The sequence below is a fragment of the Clostridium sp. D5 genome, from assembly GCF_000190355.1.
GTDB classification, from domain to species: Bacteria; Bacillota; Clostridia; order Lachnospirales; family Lachnospiraceae; genus Faecalicatena; species Faecalicatena fissicatena_A.
On sequence record NZ_GL870809.1, the window covers coordinates 125226 to 145126 of the forward strand.

Annotated in this window: 17 protein-coding genes; all 17 read left to right on the forward strand. The window is 43.4% G+C overall.

Translation table 11 applies throughout. From position 1 onward, the window contains the following. Positions 1–68 precede the first annotated feature (68 nt). The 17 genes from HMPREF0240_RS00570 to ptsP all read left to right on the forward strand — a co-directional run bounded on the left by HMPREF0240_RS00570 (position 69) and on the right by ptsP (position 19890). Entirely contained in the window at positions 69–1421 is a 1353-nt protein-coding gene (locus tag HMPREF0240_RS00570) for a PTS transporter subunit IIC (protein WP_050794458.1), read from the forward strand. Positions 1422–1463: 42 nt separating this feature from the next. Next, positions 1464–1763 carry a hypothetical protein gene (locus tag HMPREF0240_RS00575; RefSeq protein WP_050794459.1) on the forward strand — a complete coding sequence of 100 codons (300 nt, stop codon included), beginning with the start codon at positions 1464–1466 and terminating at the stop codon, positions 1761–1763. A gap of 26 nt (positions 1764–1789) precedes the next feature. Next, a complete protein-coding gene (locus tag HMPREF0240_RS00580) occupies positions 1790–2812 on the forward strand; it encodes a uroporphyrinogen decarboxylase family protein (protein ID WP_035312173.1) in 1023 nt (340 codons plus the stop codon). Between the two features lie 688 nt (positions 2813–3500). Continuing rightward, a complete protein-coding gene (locus tag HMPREF0240_RS00585) occupies positions 3501–4298 on the forward strand; it encodes a DeoR/GlpR family DNA-binding transcription regulator (RefSeq protein ID WP_035312174.1) in 798 nt (265 codons plus the stop codon). Between the two features lie 103 nt (positions 4299–4401). Beyond that, positions 4402–5094, forward strand: coding sequence for an L-ribulose-5-phosphate 4-epimerase (locus HMPREF0240_RS00590; RefSeq protein WP_009001516.1), 693 nt, complete (start codon positions 4402–4404; stop codon positions 5092–5094). Positions 5095–5273: 179 nt separating this feature from the next. Further along, positions 5274–6353, forward strand: coding sequence for a LacI family DNA-binding transcriptional regulator (locus tag HMPREF0240_RS00595; RefSeq protein ID WP_009001517.1), 1080 nt, complete (start codon positions 5274–5276; stop codon positions 6351–6353). Positions 6354–7008: 655 nt separating this feature from the next. Then, positions 7009–8358 (forward strand): extracellular solute-binding protein, encoded by a 1350-nt coding sequence (locus tag HMPREF0240_RS00600; protein WP_009001518.1) that lies wholly within the window; start codon positions 7009–7011, stop codon positions 8356–8358. Positions 8359–8505: 147 nt separating this feature from the next. Beyond that, entirely contained in the window at positions 8506–9402 is an 897-nt protein-coding gene (locus HMPREF0240_RS00605; RefSeq protein WP_050794460.1) for a sugar ABC transporter permease, read from the forward strand. A 27-nt stretch (positions 9403–9429) separates the two neighbouring features. Then, the gene (locus HMPREF0240_RS00610) at positions 9430–10257 is read left to right on the forward strand and encodes a carbohydrate ABC transporter permease (RefSeq protein WP_035312175.1); all 828 of its coding nucleotides are present in this window, start codon (positions 9430–9432) and stop codon (positions 10255–10257) included. A 10-nt stretch (positions 10258–10267) separates the two neighbouring features. Further along, a complete protein-coding gene (locus tag HMPREF0240_RS00615) occupies positions 10268–11362 on the forward strand; it encodes a uroporphyrinogen decarboxylase family protein (protein WP_009001521.1) in 1095 nt (364 codons plus the stop codon). A gap of 21 nt (positions 11363–11383) precedes the next feature. After that, positions 11384–13468 carry a DUF6259 domain-containing protein gene (locus tag HMPREF0240_RS00620; protein WP_009001522.1) on the forward strand — a complete coding sequence of 695 codons (2085 nt, stop codon included), beginning with the start codon at positions 11384–11386 and terminating at the stop codon, positions 13466–13468. 122 nt (positions 13469–13590) lie between these two features. Then, entirely contained in the window at positions 13591–14019 is a 429-nt protein-coding gene (locus tag HMPREF0240_RS00625) for an RbsD/FucU domain-containing protein (RefSeq protein ID WP_009001523.1), read from the forward strand. Positions 14020–14141: 122 nt separating this feature from the next. Beyond that, positions 14142–15446: a hypothetical protein gene (locus HMPREF0240_RS00630; RefSeq protein ID WP_198137754.1), complete on the forward strand. Its 1305-nt coding sequence runs from the start codon at positions 14142–14144 to the stop codon at positions 15444–15446. Positions 15447–15509: 63 nt separating this feature from the next. Further along, positions 15510–17027, forward strand: coding sequence for an FGGY-family carbohydrate kinase (locus HMPREF0240_RS00635; RefSeq protein ID WP_009001525.1), 1518 nt, complete (start codon positions 15510–15512; stop codon positions 17025–17027). Positions 17028–17313: 286 nt separating this feature from the next. Continuing rightward, positions 17314–17802, forward strand: a complete 489-nt coding sequence (locus tag HMPREF0240_RS00640; RefSeq protein WP_009001527.1) for a hypothetical protein — start codon at positions 17314–17316, stop codon at positions 17800–17802. A 119-nt stretch (positions 17803–17921) separates the two neighbouring features. Next, complete coding sequence (locus HMPREF0240_RS00645; protein WP_009001528.1) at positions 17922–18185, forward strand: HPr family phosphocarrier protein; 264 nt, start codon at positions 17922–17924, stop codon at positions 18183–18185. Positions 18186–18198: 13 nt separating this feature from the next. Further along, positions 18199–19890: a phosphoenolpyruvate--protein phosphotransferase gene (gene ptsP, locus HMPREF0240_RS00650; RefSeq protein WP_009001529.1), complete on the forward strand. Its 1692-nt coding sequence runs from the start codon at positions 18199–18201 to the stop codon at positions 19888–19890. Positions 19891–19901: the final 11 nt, after the last annotated feature.

Consider the following 19901-nt stretch of genomic DNA (forward strand, 5'->3'; position numbering starts at 1 on the left):
AAAGTATCAAGAATGCATTTTGCACAAAGTGGTAGGAAAAATCATGTTACAAAGGAAGGAGAGGAATTATGTTAAACTCAATTCTTGATTTACTCTTAAAACAAATTTTCGGGCAGCCGTTTCTGTTAATGGCAATCATCGTATTTATCGGTTATATCGCGATGAAACAGAAGGTGTCCAAGGCGATTGCGGGTGCCGCAAAAGCCTCCATTGGTATTATCGTTATGGGGATGGGGTCAGGAGCACTGATTGCGAACTTCGGAAAACTTCTGACAGCCCTCCAGAACGCAACGGGCATCCAGGGAGCAGGACTTAACACATATCCGACCATGACTGCCGGTTATGAGAAAATGGATGCAATCCTCGGAGAAGGTACCGGGGCTGCATGGGGGATCTACACACTGCTTGTAGCCTTCATCCTGAACCTGGTTTTTGTAGCTTTAAGAAAGTTTACAAGAATCCGCGCCGTTTACCTTACAGGCAACGCTATGATCGTTCAGGCAGGTATCAGTACATATATTGTATGGAGATTCCTGGGGCTTGGGATGCTGCCGACAGTTTTGATCGCAGCCGTAGTAACCGCTCTTTACTGGGGCATTTGTTCAACGCTTCTGATCGAGCCTACAAAGAAAATCACAGGTGCTGATTTTACAGTAGCTCACCAGCAGATGGTTGTTGACTATATTGCCTACAAAGTAGCGCCAAAGATTGGTAACCCGGAAAAAGATGACATTGAGAAGAAGAAATTACCAGAATCCCTGAATTTCCTTCAGGATAACATTATCGCAACAGCACTTGTTATGTTTGTTTCTACAGCAATCATTATGCTGGTAGTAGGAAAAGATCAGATAGACTGGCTTAGAAGTGCTGAGGGCTTGAACCAGGGCGGACTGACAAACAATATTGTATTTCTTGTCTGGATCTCCATCACACTGACAGCCAACATCGTTGTATTGCTGAGTGGTGTCCGGATGTTCGTTGGCGAGCTGATGATGTCCTTCAAGGGAATTTCGGAAAAATTACTGCCGGGAGCAGTAGCTGGTGTTGACTGTGCAGCTATCTTTGCATTTGCTCCAAAATCAGTTGTACTGGGTCTGCTCTTCGGAGCTTTGGGACAGATCATCGGTCTTGTCGGACTGCTGGTATTCAAGTCCCCAATCTTCCTGGTACCTGGATTTATACCGCTGTTCTTCGATAATGCAACCATCGCGATTTTTGCAAATAAGTTCGGCGGATGGAAGGCTGCAGCTGTTATCTGTACAGCAAATGGTCTTGTTCAGATACTTGGTTCCGCGCTTGCAGTTAAGATGATGGAATTAACATGGTGGCAGGGAAGCGCAGATTATGCGACAATATGGGTAGCAATTATCGCTATCTTCAAAGGAATTGGAAGTCTGCTCGGAATTCCGATTGCAGGTTAGGTAATTGACTGAATAACAATTTCAAAATCAGGAGGTAAAAAGATGCTTAATATTTTATGTGTATGCGGAAATGGTATGGGAACCAGCACAATCTTAAAAATCAGCGTAAAGAAAATTTGTGATGAGCACAATATTGATGCTGCTGTTGAATCATGTTCATTCGGCGAGGCACTGTCTTTCATTACAACTACGGACCTGGTGCTTACAAGTCCGGAGTGGGCAGGGATGCTTCCGCCAAGCAGTGCAGTAATTGCTGAGACAAAGAACCTGATCGATACGGCCGCTGTAACAGAGACACTTCTTTCAGCAGTAAAAGAACATTTCCCGAACGAAATAAAGTAAGGCATGTAAATTTTAGGAGGATGAAAATGACAGGTTATGAGATTATAAAAGGAAACGTGAAATTTACGGGGCCGGATAGAATTGGACTCCGCTTTGACCGGATTGCCGGTAAAGGGGACGTATGCCGTATTTTCGTCCTGCCGCCGAAGAGTACATGGCCCACGGACGCACACTACACTGTTTCAAAAAAAGTGCGTCCTAAGAACGGGGAATATGATGAATGGGGATGCCTGTGGGAAAGCGATGATGCCAGCGGTTCTGATATGGGCCAGGTAACGAACATTCCAATTGAGGAATGGGAGGATATGGATAATTATGTATTCCCGGATCCTAAGGCGGAAGGACGTTTTGAAGGACTTGATGAAGCGCTTGATGAGGCAGAGAAAAAGGGCCTTTATGTGCAGCTGAACAGCCCGCAGTGTATCTTTGAAAGAATGCATTTTTTAAGAGGTTTTGAGAACACCTTAATGGACTGCCTTGTAGAACCGGAAGAAATCGGGGTTATGGCGGAGAAGCTTGCCGATTATCAGATTGGGATCATTGAGGAAGCCTACAGAGTGGGGAAAGGCCGAATCCACTGTTATGATACTACAGATGACTGGGGAACCCAGAACAATTTAATGATATCACCGGACATTTTCCGGGAGATTTTCAAACCGCAGTATAAAAGAATCTTTGATAAGGCACATGAGTGCGGTATGGATATCCGATTCCATACAGACGGAAAGATCAATGATATCCTGGAGGATCTGATTGAGCTGGGTGTGGATATCATTAATATTCATCAGCCAAGGCTGGTTGGTATTGACGAGGTGTCCGAGATTGCGCAGGGCCGCATCTGTTTCGAGGCAGCCATTGACATTCAGGCGACACTGCCTACAGGAGACCGGGCGCTGATCGAGCAGGAAGCAAAAGAGCTGGTTGAGAAGTGGGCAACGCCTCAGGGTGGGCTGATCGGGGTGGAGTATGGTTACCTCGATGCCATTGGCACCTCAAAAGAATCAATGCTGTATGCCCTGGAATGCTTTGAAAAGTATGGGCGGTTTTGAGACGGGGAGGGGGCGCACCGTAAAGTGACAGCCGGGAAGCGCTGGAAGGGTATATGCCCGGCGGATGTGCACCCGTACATTAAGAAATTCTAAGCAGAAAAAGGCAGAAAATTGGAGCACAGCTGACACATCACGAGAAATCTGATGATTTCTCGCGCTGGGTCAGCAGAAAATGTGCTTCGGAAGCACATTTTCTCTCCAATTTTCTGCCTTTTTCTACTAAGAATTTCTAAGATGTACTCCAGCACATCCGCCGGGCATATACCCTTCCAGCGCTTCCCGGCTGTCACTTTACGGTGCTGGGGGCATCCAGGCGGAAGGTGCGTTGCGTTAGTCAGAGGGGACTCCAAACGGAGACAGCGTATGAATTCGTTTGGTGTTGCGGTATACCACGGTAGATAAATACATGGAGCGTTTTGTCCCACCAGGCGAATTCATACGCTGCCCCGGTTTCGAAGCCCTCCCAGTTGACAAGTTTTTCTACCGATTTGATGCACCTGGCGAAATGAAGGGATAGACGCACTGGGGAGACTTGCGTCTATCCCTTCATTTCGCGCCCCCCCTCCGACAATTATCAAGAATGCTTGACGATTGTCGGAAACATTCATATAATTATCTTAAAAGCGTTATATAAACATATAATTGAAGAAAGTAAAACCTGTCAGAGCGGTGAAAAGAGGGAAAAGGTATGAAAAGAAGCAGGGCATTGGTTGAAAACAGAAGAAATAAGGTGCTGCAGTCGCTGAAGAACAACGGCTTTGTAAAAGTGCAGGAACTTGCAGAAGAGCTTCAGGTATCCCCTCTGACGATACGCAGGGATCTCCAGTATCTTGAGGATCAGAAGAAACTGGAGCGCTTTTACGGCGGCGCCACTGTGACGGACCGTGTAACCGACATTGATATGGAACAGGATGAGGTCAAACTGTACCGGGAGAGGATCGCCCAGTATGCGGCTTCACTGGTGGAAGACGGGGATACCATTTTTATCAATACAAGCGCTACTGCACTGCAGATGATAAAATATATCAGGGACAAACGGGTAATTGTGATCACCAACAATGGGAAGGCCATATACACGGAGCATTCCTCCAAAGTATCGGTCATACTCAGCGGAGGAGAGCTGCGTGAGATCAAAGAGGCAATGGTGGGTGAGTTTGCTTCCAACAATATCAGTAAAGTAACTGCCAAAAAAAGTTTTATAGGATGCTCCGGACTAAGCCTGGAGAGCGGAATGACTACAGAGATACTAAGTGAAGTGAATATTAACCAGTTGATGCTTCAGCGTGTTACAGATACTTCCTATATCCTGGCTGACCACACGAAGATTGGAAGAAACAGCAGTTTTGTGAGCTGCCCGACAGAGTCTATACTGAATATTATCACGGACGAAAAGGCACCGAAAGAGATTGTAGATGGCTTGCGGGAGTATGAAGTAAATGTAGTGCAGGTGTCAAAAGAAGGCACGCCTGTAGACTTTCAGGTGTAAAGAAAAACTGCGGCATAAAAGCACATAAGGGAACGGAAACTTTTTAAGGAACATTTTAAAATACAGTTTTTGAATTAACAGGTAATGGATCGAGGAGGAAAATATGTTAGAAGAATTAAAGCAGAAGGTATATGAAGCGAATATGGAACTGCCCCGCAGGGGCCTTGTCACTTATACATGGGGCAATGTCAGCGGAATTGACAGAGAGTCTGGTCTTTTTGTCATCAAACCCAGCGGTGTGGATTACGAGACGCTGATGCCCGAGGATATGGTAGTGATGGATCTGGAAGGAAATAAGCTGGAAGGAAAGTATAATCCTTCATCTGACACGCCAACCCATCTGGAATTATACAGGGCGTTCCCGGAAGTGGGCGGCATTGTACATACTCATTCCTCCTGGGCAACATCCTGGGCACAGGCATGCAGAAGCGTTCCGTGTTATGGAACCACCCATGCGGATTACTACTACGGGGAGATTCCCTGTGCGAGAAGCCTGACAGCAGAGGAGATTAATGGGGAATACGAGAAAAACACGGGACTTGTAATTATAGAGACCTTTAAGGAGAAGGATCCTGCCAGCGTGCCTGGAGTTCTGTGCTCCAACCACGGACCATTCACCTGGGGGAAAGATGCGGCCGAGGCTGTGCATAATGCGGTGGTACTTGAGGAAGTTGCAAAGATGGCTTTCCGCACGGAGCAGCTAAACACTGGAGTGGCTCCTGCGCCGCAGGTGCTGCAGGATAAGCACTATCTGAGAAAACACGGGCCGGGAGCTTACTACGGGCAGGGCAAATAATGGTTTAATGTGAATAGCAGAACTGGAAAACGCGGACAGAACTTGCCCGCGTTTTTATCTATTAACGGTATTTTATTGCATCGTTTCTTAAAGTTGATTGCCATGTCAGAAAAAATACTCTATAATATAATCGATTGATGTGCGGTGCAGGACCTTCAGAGGAGGTACGGAAAATTAAGATGTATGGAATAAAAGATGTGGCACAAAAAGCCGGTGTTTCTATTTCTACGGTTTCAAATGTTTTGAATAAGACAAAATATGTCAGCCCTGAACTGGTTCGGAAGGTGGAGGCGGCAGTAAATGAACTGTCATATGAGGTGAATCCGATTGCGCGAAGTATGAAGAGTAACAGGTCGGGGACTATTGGAATTATAACAGAGGATATTTGTGGTGTTTTTTATCCTTATATTATAAAGGGAATTGCTTCGATTACAGAGCGGGCCGGTTATCAGATGGTCATTTGTGATACACAGGGAGAGTATGGGGACTGCAATGCAGCGAAACGGGAGCAGGAGATATTTAAGAACCTGATGGCCAGCCGTGTGGATGGGATTATTTTTGCATCTCTTGTATCTACGGAAGAACGGGAAAGATACCTGAACAAATTGATGAAAGCTTCTCAGCGTTATAAGCCGATTCCGCTTGTCAGCCTGGAAAGAGACTTTACTCAGTTTGGCATAGATTCGGTTTATTTTGATGCGTACGAGAACTCTCAGAAGGCAGTGCAGCATCTGATAGACTGCGGCTGCAAGAAGATTGGACATATCACAGGCCCTGAGATTATGGAGGTTGCTGAAGAGCGTGTACAGGGGTATTTGGCATGTATGAAGAAAAACGATTTTTTAGTGGATCGAAAAACAATGATAGTAAGAGGCGATTATAGCCATCAGAGCGGATATAAAGGAATGAAGCAGCTTTTAGACAACGTTCCTGATCTGGATGGTGTTTTCTGTGGTAACGACCAGATGGCTATAGGAGCGTTAAAGCTTCTCAGGGAATACGGCAGAAAGATTCCTGAGGAAGTAAAACTCATCGGTTATGATGATGTATTTTTATCCAGTGTGGTAGAGCCGGCTATTTCGACCATACACATACGTAAGCGCCATGCCGGTATTGAAGCGGCAAAGTTGTTGATGGAACGGATTGATAATCCTGCAGAAGAAAGAGAGCCTGTGGGAATTAAGATGGAAAGCAGGCTGGTTGTCCGAAAATCGACGGTTGCGGATGCACCGGAAGACTGGATACTGGCAGATTGGTAATGTGATATTTGAGACAGGGGGGAACGGGAAGAATCCACTTTGATGTAATGGGGATCAGGAATCGTTAAGGACATGAAAGAGTGTCTGAGGAACGTGACCTGATCTCTATTTATTTTTGCAGAAAAACGTTTTTGTGAATAATGTATAAAAACAGAGGTGAAATCTCTTATAGTTTTTACAAAAAAATCGTTTTTCTGTTAAAAGCATTGACAAAGGGGGAGGATGGGAATATGATTAATACAAGTTCCAAGAGTAAAAAATAAAAAAGGAAAAGCACTCGATCAATCATATTTTTTTTAACTCTTAGAAAAACGTTTTTCTAATATTATGTGGAAGATATTCAGACAAAACGGCTGTAGAAGAGGACAGGGAAAGGAGGAGGTTTATTCTGCAACAGACAGTGAGACAAGGTGTGCTGATATTTTGCTTAGAGAGGAGTGTGTGGCAACAATCATAGGATGGATATGAAAAATATTGTCTGGTAAATGAAATTAATTCGAAGTGTTCTGGAGAAGTAAAGGTTCGAAACGTATAGCCAAGGCATTTCGCAGTTTGTGACTTGAAGTCGAAGCTGCGGTATTGCTGCAGAACAATGTTTAGGTTTAGAAAGTAGAGATTCGGGACGGCGAAGAATCATATCTAGGAGGGAATTAGTATGAAAAAAAGAAGCAAGAAACAAATTTCGAAATTGGTTTGCGGGATATTGTGTATTACTTTAATGCTGGGTACAGCAGCCTGTGCTCCGGGGAATGCAGTTAAGTCCCCTTCGGATGAATCAGAGAAGAAGGCAGATGGGGAGAAAGTAAATTTAGTGGTTTACAGTGACCTTGCATCGGAGACAAACCAGGGAAAGTTTTTCAAGGAAAAAGTCGAAGAATATGAAGCGGAGAACCCTAATGTGGATATTGAACTTGTCCAGGTGGCAACACAAGATTTTGATAAATATTTTAAAACCGCTGTTTCTGGCGGAGAGCAGATTGATGTCGTAGAGGTTAATATCCAGTTTTATCGGGATTATGTTTCGAAAGGATATTTAAAAGATATTACAGATGATATTGATTTGAACAAAGTGCCTCGGGACGATATGGCATGGGAACAAATGGAGTATTTTGCTCAAAGTGACCGTGTTTATGGGGTTCCTACAACATTGTCTACCAGCGCATTTTATTATAATCCTGAGATTTTTGAAAAATATAATCTTGAAATTCCTGAAACGTGGGACGATATTTATGCGATGAAGGATGTATTAGCAGCAGATGGGATCGCTCCTATGGTTTATGCAGGGGCGGAGGCATTCTGGAATCCTATGCATTTTAATATTATGTTCTATCAGGAAACCAAAAATAAGGGCCTTGAAGTAAATGAAAAATTTATGAAGGGTGATTTTAGCCCGGAAGTACTTCAGCCCTATATAGATACAATACAATTCTTTACGGATCTGGACAGAGACGGAATATTTATCCAGGGGACACAAGGAATGGATCTTCCAGCAGCAATTAACGTATTTACACAGGGGAAAGCGGCAATGTATTTTTCAGGAAGCTGGTTTACCGACAACCTTAAACAGGCAGCACCTGATTTTTCATACGAAGTTTTCCCGGTTCCTGTTATGGAAAAAGGTTTGGAGTCTCAGGCGGCAGGAAGCGTTGGGGAAGTATATAGTGTTTATAAAGATAGTAAAAATGTTGATGAAGCAATCCGGTTTATTGAATACTGGGAGTCTGTAGATGTTCAGAAAGAGTATAACAAAGAAGTTGGCAGTTTTGTAAATATTACACTTGGTGCAGAAGGGTGTAATGAAAATCCTGTTATGAAGGACTTCGAGGCTATTGGGCCCAGCACTGAGATTTGGCTGGATGCAATTTGGGAACCAGAAATTATAACGGATTTCCAAATGGGTGTACAGGCGGCTATAACGGGTACAAAAACACCGGAAGAGGTTATGAATGACATTGTTGAACACTATAAACAATTGCGTGAGCAAGGGAAAACATTTTATGAATAAGTAAATCTATCAGGGGTTATACATATCTTTAAGGCTCCGCTTTTGGGGGGACCTATAAAAGTAATATTATGTGGCTTCTTATAGGTACAGGTTTGTATAACCCTCCCGTGGATTTACGCAGGTTAGTTTTAACCGGGAAGGACATTTATGCTTAACGAAAAGAAGAAAAATAGATTCATGTTTAGCAAAATATCATATGTGTTTTATACTGTGCCGGCACTTATATTTTATGTATTATTTTTAGTATACCCAATTGTTTCAGCTTTTAATTATAGTTTTTATAAATGGGATGGAGTTAGTGCAGAAAGTACATTTGTGGGGCTTTTAAATTACAGATATATTTTTGAAGATAAAGTTTTTCTTCAAACAATAAAAAATACATTAGTGTGTGTATTGATTGGGCCCATTACTCAAACGTTTTTAGCATTAGTGCTGGCGGTGTTGATTTCTAAAGCACTAAAAGGCAAGGCTTTATATCGGGCAATTTTTTATATGCCGGTTATTCTTCCTTTGGTAGCTGCCTCTATTGTGTGGTTTAGTATTTATAATCCAACTTTTGGTGTACTTAATAATTTTGTTCGTTTATTAGGGTTTCAAGATTTTAATCAGGTTTGGCTTGGAGATCCCAAGACAGCCCTGCTTGCGGTACTTGTTATCTCTATATGGAGATGGACCGGCTTTAATATTGTTATATTTATGGCAGGACTTCAGGATATTTCCAATGAATATTATGAAGCTGCGCAGATTGATGGAGCTAATCAGTGGAAAAGTTTTTGGAAAATCACAGTTCCGTTGCTGGCACCTTCGATTGTTATAAATTTTGCACTTAATCTGATAGGTTATCTTAAATTGTTTGATGTTATTTATGTGACTACACAGGGTGGACCTGCAAATTCAACAGAAGTGCTATCTACCTATATCTATAAACAGGCATTCCAATATAATGATGTGGGAATGGCATCGGCGGCATCAGTGATACTCTTTCTATTAATTGCAGTATTTTCAGGAGTCTACTTATTTTTGATAAGCAGAAAGTCTGATTAGGCTAATTGTGTGAGAAGGAGAATGTTTATGCAGAAGAAAAAATTGTTTCAGGTATTATTGCATATTATTTTAATAATTTTTGCTTTAATAATGATTTATCCTATATTATGGACATTTGTTTCGTCATTAAAAAGTGACTCGGAAATATTTCTGAATACATGGGGGCTGCCTGAAAATCCTGTGTTTGAAAATTATGTTGTAGCGTGGAAACAATCAGGTTTGCAGCGTGCTTTTTTTAACAGTGTATTTGTGTCACTCGTAACAGTCGTTCTGGTTGTTGTGATTTCGCTATTGGCGGCTTATCCATTGGCCAGAATAAAAAGTAGAATTACTAATATCATATTTATTGTATTTTTGATTGCAATCATGATTCCGCCTGATGTAACATTGATTCCTATGTACTTCCAGCTGAAATCATATAATCTGATCAATAATTTATGGGGGGTGATATTACCGTCAGTGGCATTGGGGATTCCTATGTCTGTGTTTATTCTAAAACAGTTTATAGCGAATTTGCCTCAGGCATTAATTGATTCGGCTACAATTGATGGCTGCTCCAGATTTGCCATACTATGGAAAATTATAACTCCATTAGTCCGTCCGGCATTAGGGTCAGTGGCCGTATTTCAATTTACAAATATATGGAATTCTTTCATGCTGCCGCTAATTGTACTTCGTAAGGAAGAACTGACGTTGTTACCATTAAAACTCAACTCGTTTATAGGACAATACAGTATTCAATATGGCCAGTTATTTGCCGCGATTATGATTACATTTATACCTGTTGTAATTTTCTTTGTATTATTCCAAAGACAGTTCCTGCAGGGAATGACACAGGGTGCGGTGAAAGAATAGGAGGAAACTAATGACGAATAGAGAAAGGATCACCCTTACTGCTTTATGTAAACCGGTAGACCGTTTGCCATTAACATTTTATTTTGGTCCATGGACTGAAACAGTTCCGGAATGGGAAAAACAAGGCTTTCCGCATGGGCAGCCTTGGGATTATGGTTTAGGATTAGATGCTGGAATTCGGCATGTGGATGTGAATCTGGGGTATTGCCCGGCGTTTCCATATGAGATATTGGAAGACAAAGGGGAAAAGAGAATTGTCAGAGATGAATTAGGTATTGTCATGGAAGTTTATAAGGAACATTCAACTATTCCAAGATATCTCGATTATCCGGTGAAAGGCTGGGAGGACTGGGAAAAACTGAAAAAGGAACGGCTTAACCCGGACAGCCCGGAGCGTTTTCCTGATAACTGGGAGAGTTTAGCGGAGGAATACAATAATGGAGATTATGTTATTCAGCTGGGCTGGTATCCATATGGACTCTTTGGGACGTTAAGGGATATGATGGGAGTCGAAAATCTTTTAATCATGTTTTATGATGATCCGGATTTGATTCATGCGATGATGGACGGACTGACGGACTTTTGGCTTGCGATTTATGAAAAAGTCTGCCGTACGGTGAAAGTAGATGCAATCCATATGTGGGAAGACATGTCAGGTAAAGGGGGAGCACTAATATCACCGGCAATGATTCGAGAATTTATGATGCCAAATTACAAAAGAATGAAAGCATTTGCAGATGCACATGACATTCCTATGTTTTCGCTTGATACAGATGGGGATTGCACCCAATTAGTGCCATTGTTTTTAGAAAGTGGAATAAATACTATCCTTCCTTTTGAAGTTGCATGTGGGAGTGATGTTGTTAAATACAGAGAATTATATCCTGATTTATGTATTTACGGTGGCATTGACAAAAGAGAAATTGCAAAAGGAAAATTAGCGATAGACCGTGAATTGGATAGAATTGATAAAATGTTTGATTATCCTGGATACATTGCAGCGTTGGATCATTTGATCCCCCCGGATATTACAAGAGGAGATTTCGAATATTTTGTACAGGAACTGAGGAAGAGGATTATACAGCATGCATCACATCAATCTTAGAAATAATGGAGGGATAGGAAAATGAATATTATTAAACTTGAAACCAGTAATCTGAGCCTGGAATTCAATAAAGATAACGGTTCACTGACCAGCATTTTGTCTAAAAAATCAAATTGGAATGTGATTAAGCGTCCAAGGCTGGCTTTATCATGGAGGATGATGATTCCTCTGGAGGGAAAAAGAAATAATGAAGCCTGGGGGCATGAGCAGAAAGCAGCGCCTGGATGCGAATATGGAGAAGACTACGTTAAGTTTGTGTGGAAAGAAATCGAATCCCATTTTGGAGGCATACATAAAATCAGTATAACTACAGAATGCAGAATAAGAAATGATCAGGCAGTATTTTCTATGCATATTGATAATGCGGATTCTCATGTTGTTGAGAACGTATATTATCCATATATTGGTGATTTGTATCGTCCTAATAATGCCAAGCAGTTTACATTCCAGCATGGAAACTACATTGGAATGAAAGAGTATGAGTTATATCCTACGTTTCCCAACTGTCAGGGAACACATAGTGTAGACTATCCCACTCTCTGCGTAGAGGATCATTTGAATCCGCCCATGAATCCTTTTGGCCTGATATCGGATGAAAATGGGAATGGGTTGTTTCTGGGAGTTGGAGAAAGAAGAATGGAGGTCGTAACCTGGCATGGGGAATATCTTCCTGGCTGGCGTAATTCAAATGACTTTCGTGTCTTTGACGAAGATAAGATTGGAGATAAAGATACCTATGTTAGATTTGCTGTTGGACATTTGCCTTTTGTGACACCTGGAATGTCATTTGATATTTTACCATTTGTAATGGACGCATATAAAGGGGACTGGAGTACCGGTGCACAGTGTTACTGTAAAAATAGTAAGCTATGGAATAAGCTTCCGGATACTATTCCAGGATGGGCAAGAGATCCTCATTCATGGCTGCAGATTCATATTAATTCCCCGGAAGATGAACTGAGAATGAAATTTGCAGACTTTGTAAAAGTTGGTGAAGAATGCAAAAAATACGGTGTGAAAGCCATACAATTGGTAGGGTGGAATAAAGGCGGACAGGATAGGGGGAACCCATGCCATGATCCGGATGAAAGGCTTGGCACATGGGATGATTTGAAGTGGGCTATTAGCGAAGTTAAGAAGATGGGAATTAAGGTGATTTTGTTTGCCAAATTTGTCTGGGCTGACGAATCTAATGAGGACTTTAAAGATGTATATGAAAAGCATGCCATTAAGGATCCGTACGGAAAGTACTACGTTTATAAGGGGTACCAGTATATGACGCTGTCCCAGTTAACCAATGTTAATACCCGTAGGCTGATCCCAATGTGTTTTGGGGATAAGGGATGGATAGAAATCTGTAATCAAGAATTTGAGAAATGTGTAGAATTGGGGGCAGATGGCATCCTTTTTGATGAATGTCAGCATCATTCTCCGACACTGTGTTGTTTTGATACATCTCATGGTCATCGTTATGGGGCTTCTTCCTACAGCTGGGATAGTGAACTTATTAGTGGTTTTCGGAAGATTCTGGATGGAAAAGAGTTTATGATTGCAGGCGAAGGGCTGTATGATTTTGAACACGATTATTACGACCTTTCATATGCAAGGACGTGGGGCAGAGACCATAAAGCAATGACAAGAATGATTCGCCCGGACTGTAATATAATGACGGCTGTAACGGGATTTAATGACCGCGGGATGATAAATCAATGCTTAATGAATAAGTATATTATTAGCTATGAACCGTATAATTTCAAAGGGATGTTATCGGATTATCCTGATACTGTAAATTATGGGAGCAAGATGGATAAACTGCGAACAGACCTCAGGGAATATTTTTGGGATGGTAAGTTCATGGATAAGATTGGCGGTGAAGTTACCCTGGCAGACGGAACACAGCTTACTTCTTATTCTGTATTTAAAGGAACAAATGGAAAAGAGGGCCTGGTGATTTGCAATTATGAAGAATATATGCCGATTACTGTAACGGTAAAATTAGACAGTGGACAGAAGCTTACAAGCTATCGCCTGGTCGATGATGATAAAATGACAGATTTTGAATCTTGTTTTGTTATACCGGCGCGTTCTGCGGCCGTTGTAATCTAAGAAAATTGAGCTGCCGCGAAAAGTGATTATTGCTTGAAACGGCAGTTCCCTTAATTAGACGAGAAAATCTGCCAGCCTTATATGGCGTGGCAGAAAATGTTCAAAGACAACCAGGAGGCAATATGTTAAACAATATACCAAAAATCATTTCACCCGAATTCATGAAGTGTATGATGGAGATGGGCCATGCGGACGTGATGGTACTGGCAGATGCCAATTATCCCGGGACTTCCCATGCAAAACATATCCTTAGAATGGATGCGGCGGAAATAGCGGATTTGCTGGAAGCAATCCTTCCATTTTTTCCTCTGGACAATTTTGTTGATACTCCGGTGCGCCTGATGAGAAATCTGCCGGAGGAACCTGTGCCTGAGATCTGGGCACAATACAGGGCGCTGCTGAATAAGTATGACTTTTCCGGTGGTTTTACCGAATTCGAATTTATGGACCGTCTGCCGTTTTATGAGACATCGGAAAATGCATACGTGATAGTACAGACCGGGACAACGGCGCGGTATGCCAATATAGTTTTGCAGAAAGGTGTTGTATAAAGTGCAGGAATGCACTTTTGCAGGTGATAGAAAAACGTTTTTCAAATTACGCGGTGGAACGCTTCCTTTCGGTGAGGGCAGTGCGGTCCGTGAAAAAAAGACATAGAAGGAGGTAACAGAGAATGACGGAAAAGGAATTGATTATAAAGAACAGCAAAGAACTGGATGAGATATTACATGAGGCAGAGCAGAGCGGGAATCTGGTGGTAAAGGACGCAATAAAAGATGAGACGGTCATCCGAAAAACATTTGAGGACGGGAAAGGGATCTTCCGTCTGTTCCCGGCCTTTGTTCCGAGAAGATTCGGAAAAGCGGGCCGCAGATTAAAGCTGCACCCGGATGACTATTTTGCATTCGGGATGGCGAGAGGTTCTATTACAGAGCGATGGTTCGCGTCTACGATTGCGGCCCAGAACGGGGAACTGTCTAAGGCAGATGAAGGAATGAGTTATGTATGTGTCTCATATGATTCTGATGAAAAATTCTCACTGCGAGACGCGGTAAAGGTTCTTGGAAAAGAGCTGGTTGGCGAAGAACTGATGAATAAATATAACGGCTGGCCCATGTATTCCAAGTTTTTCGACAATGAAAATCCTCTGTTTCACCATGTCCATCTGATGTTTGAGGATGCTGCAAGAGTAGGAAAGCTGGGAAAACCGGAATGCTATTATTTCCCCAAACAGCTGAACAATTATTTTGGTGAGGCAGGCTATACCTATTTTGGATTTGACCCGGATGTGGACCCGGAAGAAGTCAAAGAAAGAATCCGGCATTTTGCGGACGATGACACGAGAATTACGGATTTATCCCGTGCATACCGGATTGAGCTGGGTACGGGCTGGTATACCCCGGCGGGAGTGATACATGCGCCCGCATCTGTGCTTACATATGAACCACAGTGGAATTCCGATGTCAATTCGGTTTATGAAAATATTGTTTCGGGTGAGGTTTATCCTCCGGAAATGCTGGATGAAGAGTGTCCACTAGACAAACAGGGCGATATTGATTATATCTTCAGCTTACTGGATTGGGAGAAAAACGTGGATCCGCATTACAGAAAACATTTCTTCAGACCGCCGGTGACTGCATCTGAATCAGAGGGGTATAGTGAAAAATGGATTACGTATGCAAATGAGTACATAGCAGCAAAAGAACTGACGGTTTATCCTGGACAGACGGTCACAATTGCGGACGGCGCTGCCTATGGATGTATCTTCATACAGGGACATGGAAAATTCGGCTGCTATGATGCGGAGGCGGCTACCCTGCTTCGCTTTGGACAACAGAGTACGGATGAATTCTTTGTCTCAGAAGACGCAGCCCAAAAAGGGGTTACAATCACGAATCTGAGTAAGGTGGAGCCTCTGGTACTGCTGAAGCATTTTGGGCCGAACCACCCGGATGTTCCGAAGTGTGTCTGCGAATAGGAGAGCGGACAAAACTCCGGTGCATCTGCACATCAGGAGTACCGGCATAAAAGGAGGCGGAATATGAGATATTTAGTTGGAATAGACAATGGAGGAACTTTTTCAAAGGCAGCCATTTTTGATGAGGAGGGCAATCAGATTGCGGCGGCAAGCGTACCCACAGTGACCATTACTCCAAAGCCGGGTTATACGGAGCGGGATATGACAAAACTGTGGGAGGTTAATGCCGAAGCAATCCGCACCGCCATCGAAAAAAGCGCGATATGTCCGGACGATATTGCGGGCGTATCTTTTTCCGGGCATGGAAAAGGCCTGTATATGGTAAAAGCCGATGGTACTCCTGCTTACAACGGGATTGTTTCCACGGATACAAGAGCCTGGAAATATATTGAAAAGTGGGAAAAGGACGGCACAAAAGAAAAGGTGTTTGAAAAGTCTTTCCAGGAGATCCTTGCATGTCAGCCGGTGAGTATACTGGCATGGTTTGGCGACCATCATCCGGAAGTGCTCCGGGAGGTGAAGTATATATTTGCAGTTAAGGATTATATACGCTTTATGATCACTGGGGAAGCATATGCAGAATATACGGATTTTTCCGGCGCAAACTTTGTAAACCTGACTACAAAAGAGTACGACAGAGAGCTTTTGGAACTTTTTGGGCTGGGAGAGATCTATGATAAACTTCCGCCGCTAAGGTATGCCGCAGATACGTGCGGATATGTGACAAAAGAGGCTGCCCGCCAGACAAACCTGCCGGCAGGGATTCCGGTGGCTGCGGGGATGTTTGACGTGGATGCCTGCGGAATTGCATCCGGTCTGTCGGATGAAGAGCAAATGTGTATGATTGCGGGAACCTGGAGCATTAACGAATTCATCCGGCGGGAACCGGTTGCCGACGGGAGCGTGGCGCTTAATTCTATGTTCTGTATTCCGGGTTATTTTCTGGTGGAAGAGAGCAGCCCCACTTCGGCCGGCAATATGGAATGGTTTATCCAAAACCTGATGAATTATGAAAAAGAGGAGCGCAGGGCGGCCGGCGGATCTGTATATGATGTAACAAATGCCTGGGTGGAATCGGTGGAGCCTCAGGAATGCAATATTATTTTCCTGCCGTTTCTCAACGGTTCTAATGAGGATACACTGGCGAAAGGAACGTTTGTCGGACTGAGTGCTTATCACAGCAAAAAGCATATGCTGCGGGCGGTGTACGAAGGGATTGTATTTTCACATCTTACACACATCAATAAGCTTCTGAAAAACAGAGAGGTGCCAAAGTCCATACGTTTGTCCGGAGGTGCTGCAAATTCGGATGTATGGGTACAGATCTTCGCGGATGTCCTGCAGATACCGGTGGATGTGATTGAAGATAAGGAACTGGGAGCCCAGGGAGCGGCAATTGCTGCAGGAATCGCTGCCGGGATTTACCGGGATTATCGGGAGGCTGTGAGCCGTACTGTTAAGATCACGAAGACGGTGCAGCCCCGTCCGCTTTACAAGGAGATATATGAAGAAAAATACGTAACCTACCGCGCGGTAATCGAGGGCCTGAGCGGGGTATGGGAGCGGTTCGGCAATGAATAGTCCGGGACCATCAGGTATGCCGGACCGCAGATAAAACGCTCGGAAGCGGCCGGATTTCTTGCCTGAAACGCGTAAGAAATCCGGTCTGTTCTTTTGTTCATTTCCCTGCTGTATAAGTCAATTTGAGCTTTTTATGTGAGATAATGATTCATAAAATAAGGAATGTTTTATTGAAATTTTAATTTATTCATATAAATGCAATAAATGATCATATAAATAAGAACAAAGTGATTGATTTATGAAAAATGAGGTGATATAATGAACATAAAGAAAGGAGCGGAGAGCTATGATATGGAATTATATGTTATGTTTCGTGTTTATTGTTGTTCTAATTGTTGAGGTGGTGTTTATCCTCAAAAGAAACCGTAAGATTGTGATGAAGGGCAAGGATGATTTCTTTACATTTACACTGATAGTTCTTTTTGCATTAATGATTTTTCCGCTCTCGGATATGGACAGCATGGTGGAGAACATCCGGAATATCCTGATCCTTGTGGCTATTTTCGGGTCAGCCGCTGTTAAAAGAGGATTTTCCGATAAGGGAATGGAGAAGATATTCTACACTGTGGACTGGGATTCGATCCAATCCGTACATATCGACGAATACCAGACTTCCAAGATCAAAGTGGTCTGTCAGACAGAGAAAGGCAAACATAAGCTGTATTTCGGCAAGTATAAACTGAAAGAGGTTTTACGGGTGCTGGAACAGCATGTTTCCAATATATATATTCAGAGCTCCCTCGATGACGTTCTGAGTATGAAAAAATGTGTTTAACAAAAGAGAAGCAGTAAGACTGTTTCCTGGTGATTTGCGGCAGATCCGCAGATCAGTGTGCAAAATGCAGAACATTCTGAATGAAAAAGAAAAAGTGAAGAAAAAAGGAGAATTCAACCATGGTAAGCGAAAAGATAACAGTTAAGAACCCTTCAGGATTACATTTAAGACCGGCAGGAATCCTGTCCAATATTGCATCAAAATGCGTATCTGACGTGACTCTCGTCAAAGGGGACAAGAGAGTGAATCCTAAGAGTGTACTCATCCTGATGGCAGCGGGGATCAAATGCGGAGATGAGATTACAGTGGAATGTTCAGGCGAGTCTGAAGCAGAGGACTTAAAGACCATTATCGATGCGATTGCAAGCGGATTAGGCGAGTAAGGGAGTCGGGACAATGAAAAGGATTGAAGTGAGTAAAACGTCTTCCAAAGGCATTGTTATGGGAAAGGTGTTCCTGGCTGAGGAACAGGATCTGAGTCCGGAAGAAAGAGTAATCGAAGCCGGACAGGCAGACACAGAGACAGCAGCTTATGAGCACGCGGTTGAAGAAGTCATTGCGGACCTGGAACCTTTGGCTGAAAAATCTGATATATTTGCAGGGCATCTGGAGCTGGCGAAGGATATTGCGCTGAAGGAAGGCGTACTGAACCGGATTCAGACACAGGCATGCTGTGCGCAGAAGGCGCTGCATGAGACAGTGGAAGAATTCCGCATGATCTTTGAGATGATGGAAGACGAGTACATGCGTGAGCGTGCTGCAGATATACAGGATATCCGGAACCGCCTGATGCGCAAGCTGAAAGGGATCGGAGACGGAGATTTTGATTCGATTACCGAACAGGTGATACTGGTTGCGAAGGATCTGGCACCGTCAGATACAGCCAAGCTGAACCTGGAATACATTCTGGGATTTATCACAGAACTGGGCGGAGTGACCAGCCACGTATCCATTATGGCAAGAGGGATGGGAATCCCGGCGCTTGTGGGTGTGGAAGAGGTGATGAGTGAGGTCTGCCCCGGAGACTTTGTGATTATGGACGCATCCGGGGGTGTGATTATCGTTAATCCCGAACCGGAAGTCATAGAGGAATATAAAAAGAAAGCGGAAGAGTTCGACAGATACCAGAAAGAACTGGAAGAATCCAGTTCTCTCCCTACCGTAACCGTGGACGGCAGAAAGCTGGAAGTATGCGGGAATGTAGGAAGCCTGGAGGATGTGAAAAATGCCGTGAAGTACCAGATTGACGGAATCGGGCTTTTCAGAAGTGAATTCCTCTATATGGAAAGTGATCATTTCCCTACCGAGGAAGAACAGTTTGATGTATACAGACAGGCGGCCGAACTTCTGGGAGAACGGGAGCTGACCATCCGGACTCTGGATATCGGAGGCGATAAAGGCCTGGATTATTTTGAATTTCCAAAAGAAGAAAATCCGTTCCTTGGATACCGTGCAATCCGCATCGGCCTGGATCAGAAAGAGATCTTAAAGACACAGCTCCGTGCGCTTCTCAGAGCTGGTACATATGGACATATCCGTATTATGTTCCCTATGATCATTTCGATTGAAGAAGTGGTGGAGGCATATGCGGTTCTGGAAGAATGCAAGGATGAACTGCATAAAGAAGGAATCCCGTTCCAGGAAGAGATAGAGGCAGGGGTTATGATCGAGACGCCCGCGGCGGTTATGATGGCGGAAGAGCTGGCTGAAAAGGTGGATTTCTTCAGTATCGGAACAAATGACCTGACGCAGTATTTCCTGGCGGTGGACAGAGGCAATCAGAAGATTGCAGCCATGTATAATTCCTACCACCCTGCAGTTCTGCGTGCAATATATAAGACCATACAGGCCGGGCATAAGTACAACCGCAAGGTCGGCATGTGCGGGGAGTTTGCCAGCGATATAAAAGCGGTAAAAATGCTGCTTGGTATGGGGCTGGATGAATTCAGCGTGTCCCCGCAAGAGGCAGCCGGAGTAAAGTATCAGATACGGAATGCCTCCTGTGAACAGGCGCAGAAATTAGCCGAAGAAGTAATGAAACAGCCTGTCATAGACTCTGTGATGAGGCTGCTGGAAGAATCAGTTTAAAGGAGAAAGTT

Excerpts from the sequence above, each read along its gene's own strand:
- HMPREF0240_RS00570 (WP_050794458.1), top strand. The coding sequence starts at position 69 with ATGTTAAACTCAATTCTTGATTTACTCTTAAAACAAATTTTCGGGCAG.
- HMPREF0240_RS00575 (WP_050794459.1), top strand. The coding sequence starts at position 1,464 with ATGCTTAATATTTTATGTGTATGCGGAAATGGTATGGGAACCAGCACA.
- HMPREF0240_RS00580 (WP_035312173.1), top strand. The coding sequence starts at position 1,790 with ATGACAGGTTATGAGATTATAAAAGGAAACGTGAAATTTACGGGGCCG.
- HMPREF0240_RS00585 (WP_035312174.1), top strand. The coding sequence starts at position 3,501 with ATGAAAAGAAGCAGGGCATTGGTTGAAAACAGAAGAAATAAGGTGCTG.
- HMPREF0240_RS00590 (WP_009001516.1), top strand. The coding sequence starts at position 4,402 with ATGTTAGAAGAATTAAAGCAGAAGGTATATGAAGCGAATATGGAACTG.
- HMPREF0240_RS00595 (WP_009001517.1), top strand. The coding sequence starts at position 5,274 with ATGTATGGAATAAAAGATGTGGCACAAAAAGCCGGTGTTTCTATTTCT.
- HMPREF0240_RS00600 (WP_009001518.1), top strand. The coding sequence starts at position 7,009 with ATGAAAAAAAGAAGCAAGAAACAAATTTCGAAATTGGTTTGCGGGATA.
- HMPREF0240_RS00605 (WP_050794460.1), top strand. The coding sequence starts at position 8,506 with ATGCTTAACGAAAAGAAGAAAAATAGATTCATGTTTAGCAAAATATCA.
- HMPREF0240_RS00610 (WP_035312175.1), top strand. The coding sequence starts at position 9,430 with ATGCAGAAGAAAAAATTGTTTCAGGTATTATTGCATATTATTTTAATA.
- HMPREF0240_RS00615 (WP_009001521.1), top strand. The coding sequence starts at position 10,268 with ATGACGAATAGAGAAAGGATCACCCTTACTGCTTTATGTAAACCGGTA.
- HMPREF0240_RS00620 (WP_009001522.1), top strand. The coding sequence starts at position 11,384 with ATGAATATTATTAAACTTGAAACCAGTAATCTGAGCCTGGAATTCAAT.
- HMPREF0240_RS00625 (WP_009001523.1), top strand. The coding sequence starts at position 13,591 with ATGTTAAACAATATACCAAAAATCATTTCACCCGAATTCATGAAGTGT.
- HMPREF0240_RS00630 (WP_198137754.1), top strand. The coding sequence starts at position 14,142 with ATGACGGAAAAGGAATTGATTATAAAGAACAGCAAAGAACTGGATGAG.
- HMPREF0240_RS00635 (WP_009001525.1), top strand. The coding sequence starts at position 15,510 with ATGAGATATTTAGTTGGAATAGACAATGGAGGAACTTTTTCAAAGGCA.
- HMPREF0240_RS00640 (WP_009001527.1), top strand. The coding sequence starts at position 17,314 with ATGATATGGAATTATATGTTATGTTTCGTGTTTATTGTTGTTCTAATT.
- HMPREF0240_RS00645 (WP_009001528.1), top strand. The coding sequence starts at position 17,922 with ATGGTAAGCGAAAAGATAACAGTTAAGAACCCTTCAGGATTACATTTA.
- ptsP (WP_009001529.1), top strand. The coding sequence starts at position 18,199 with ATGAAAAGGATTGAAGTGAGTAAAACGTCTTCCAAAGGCATTGTTATG.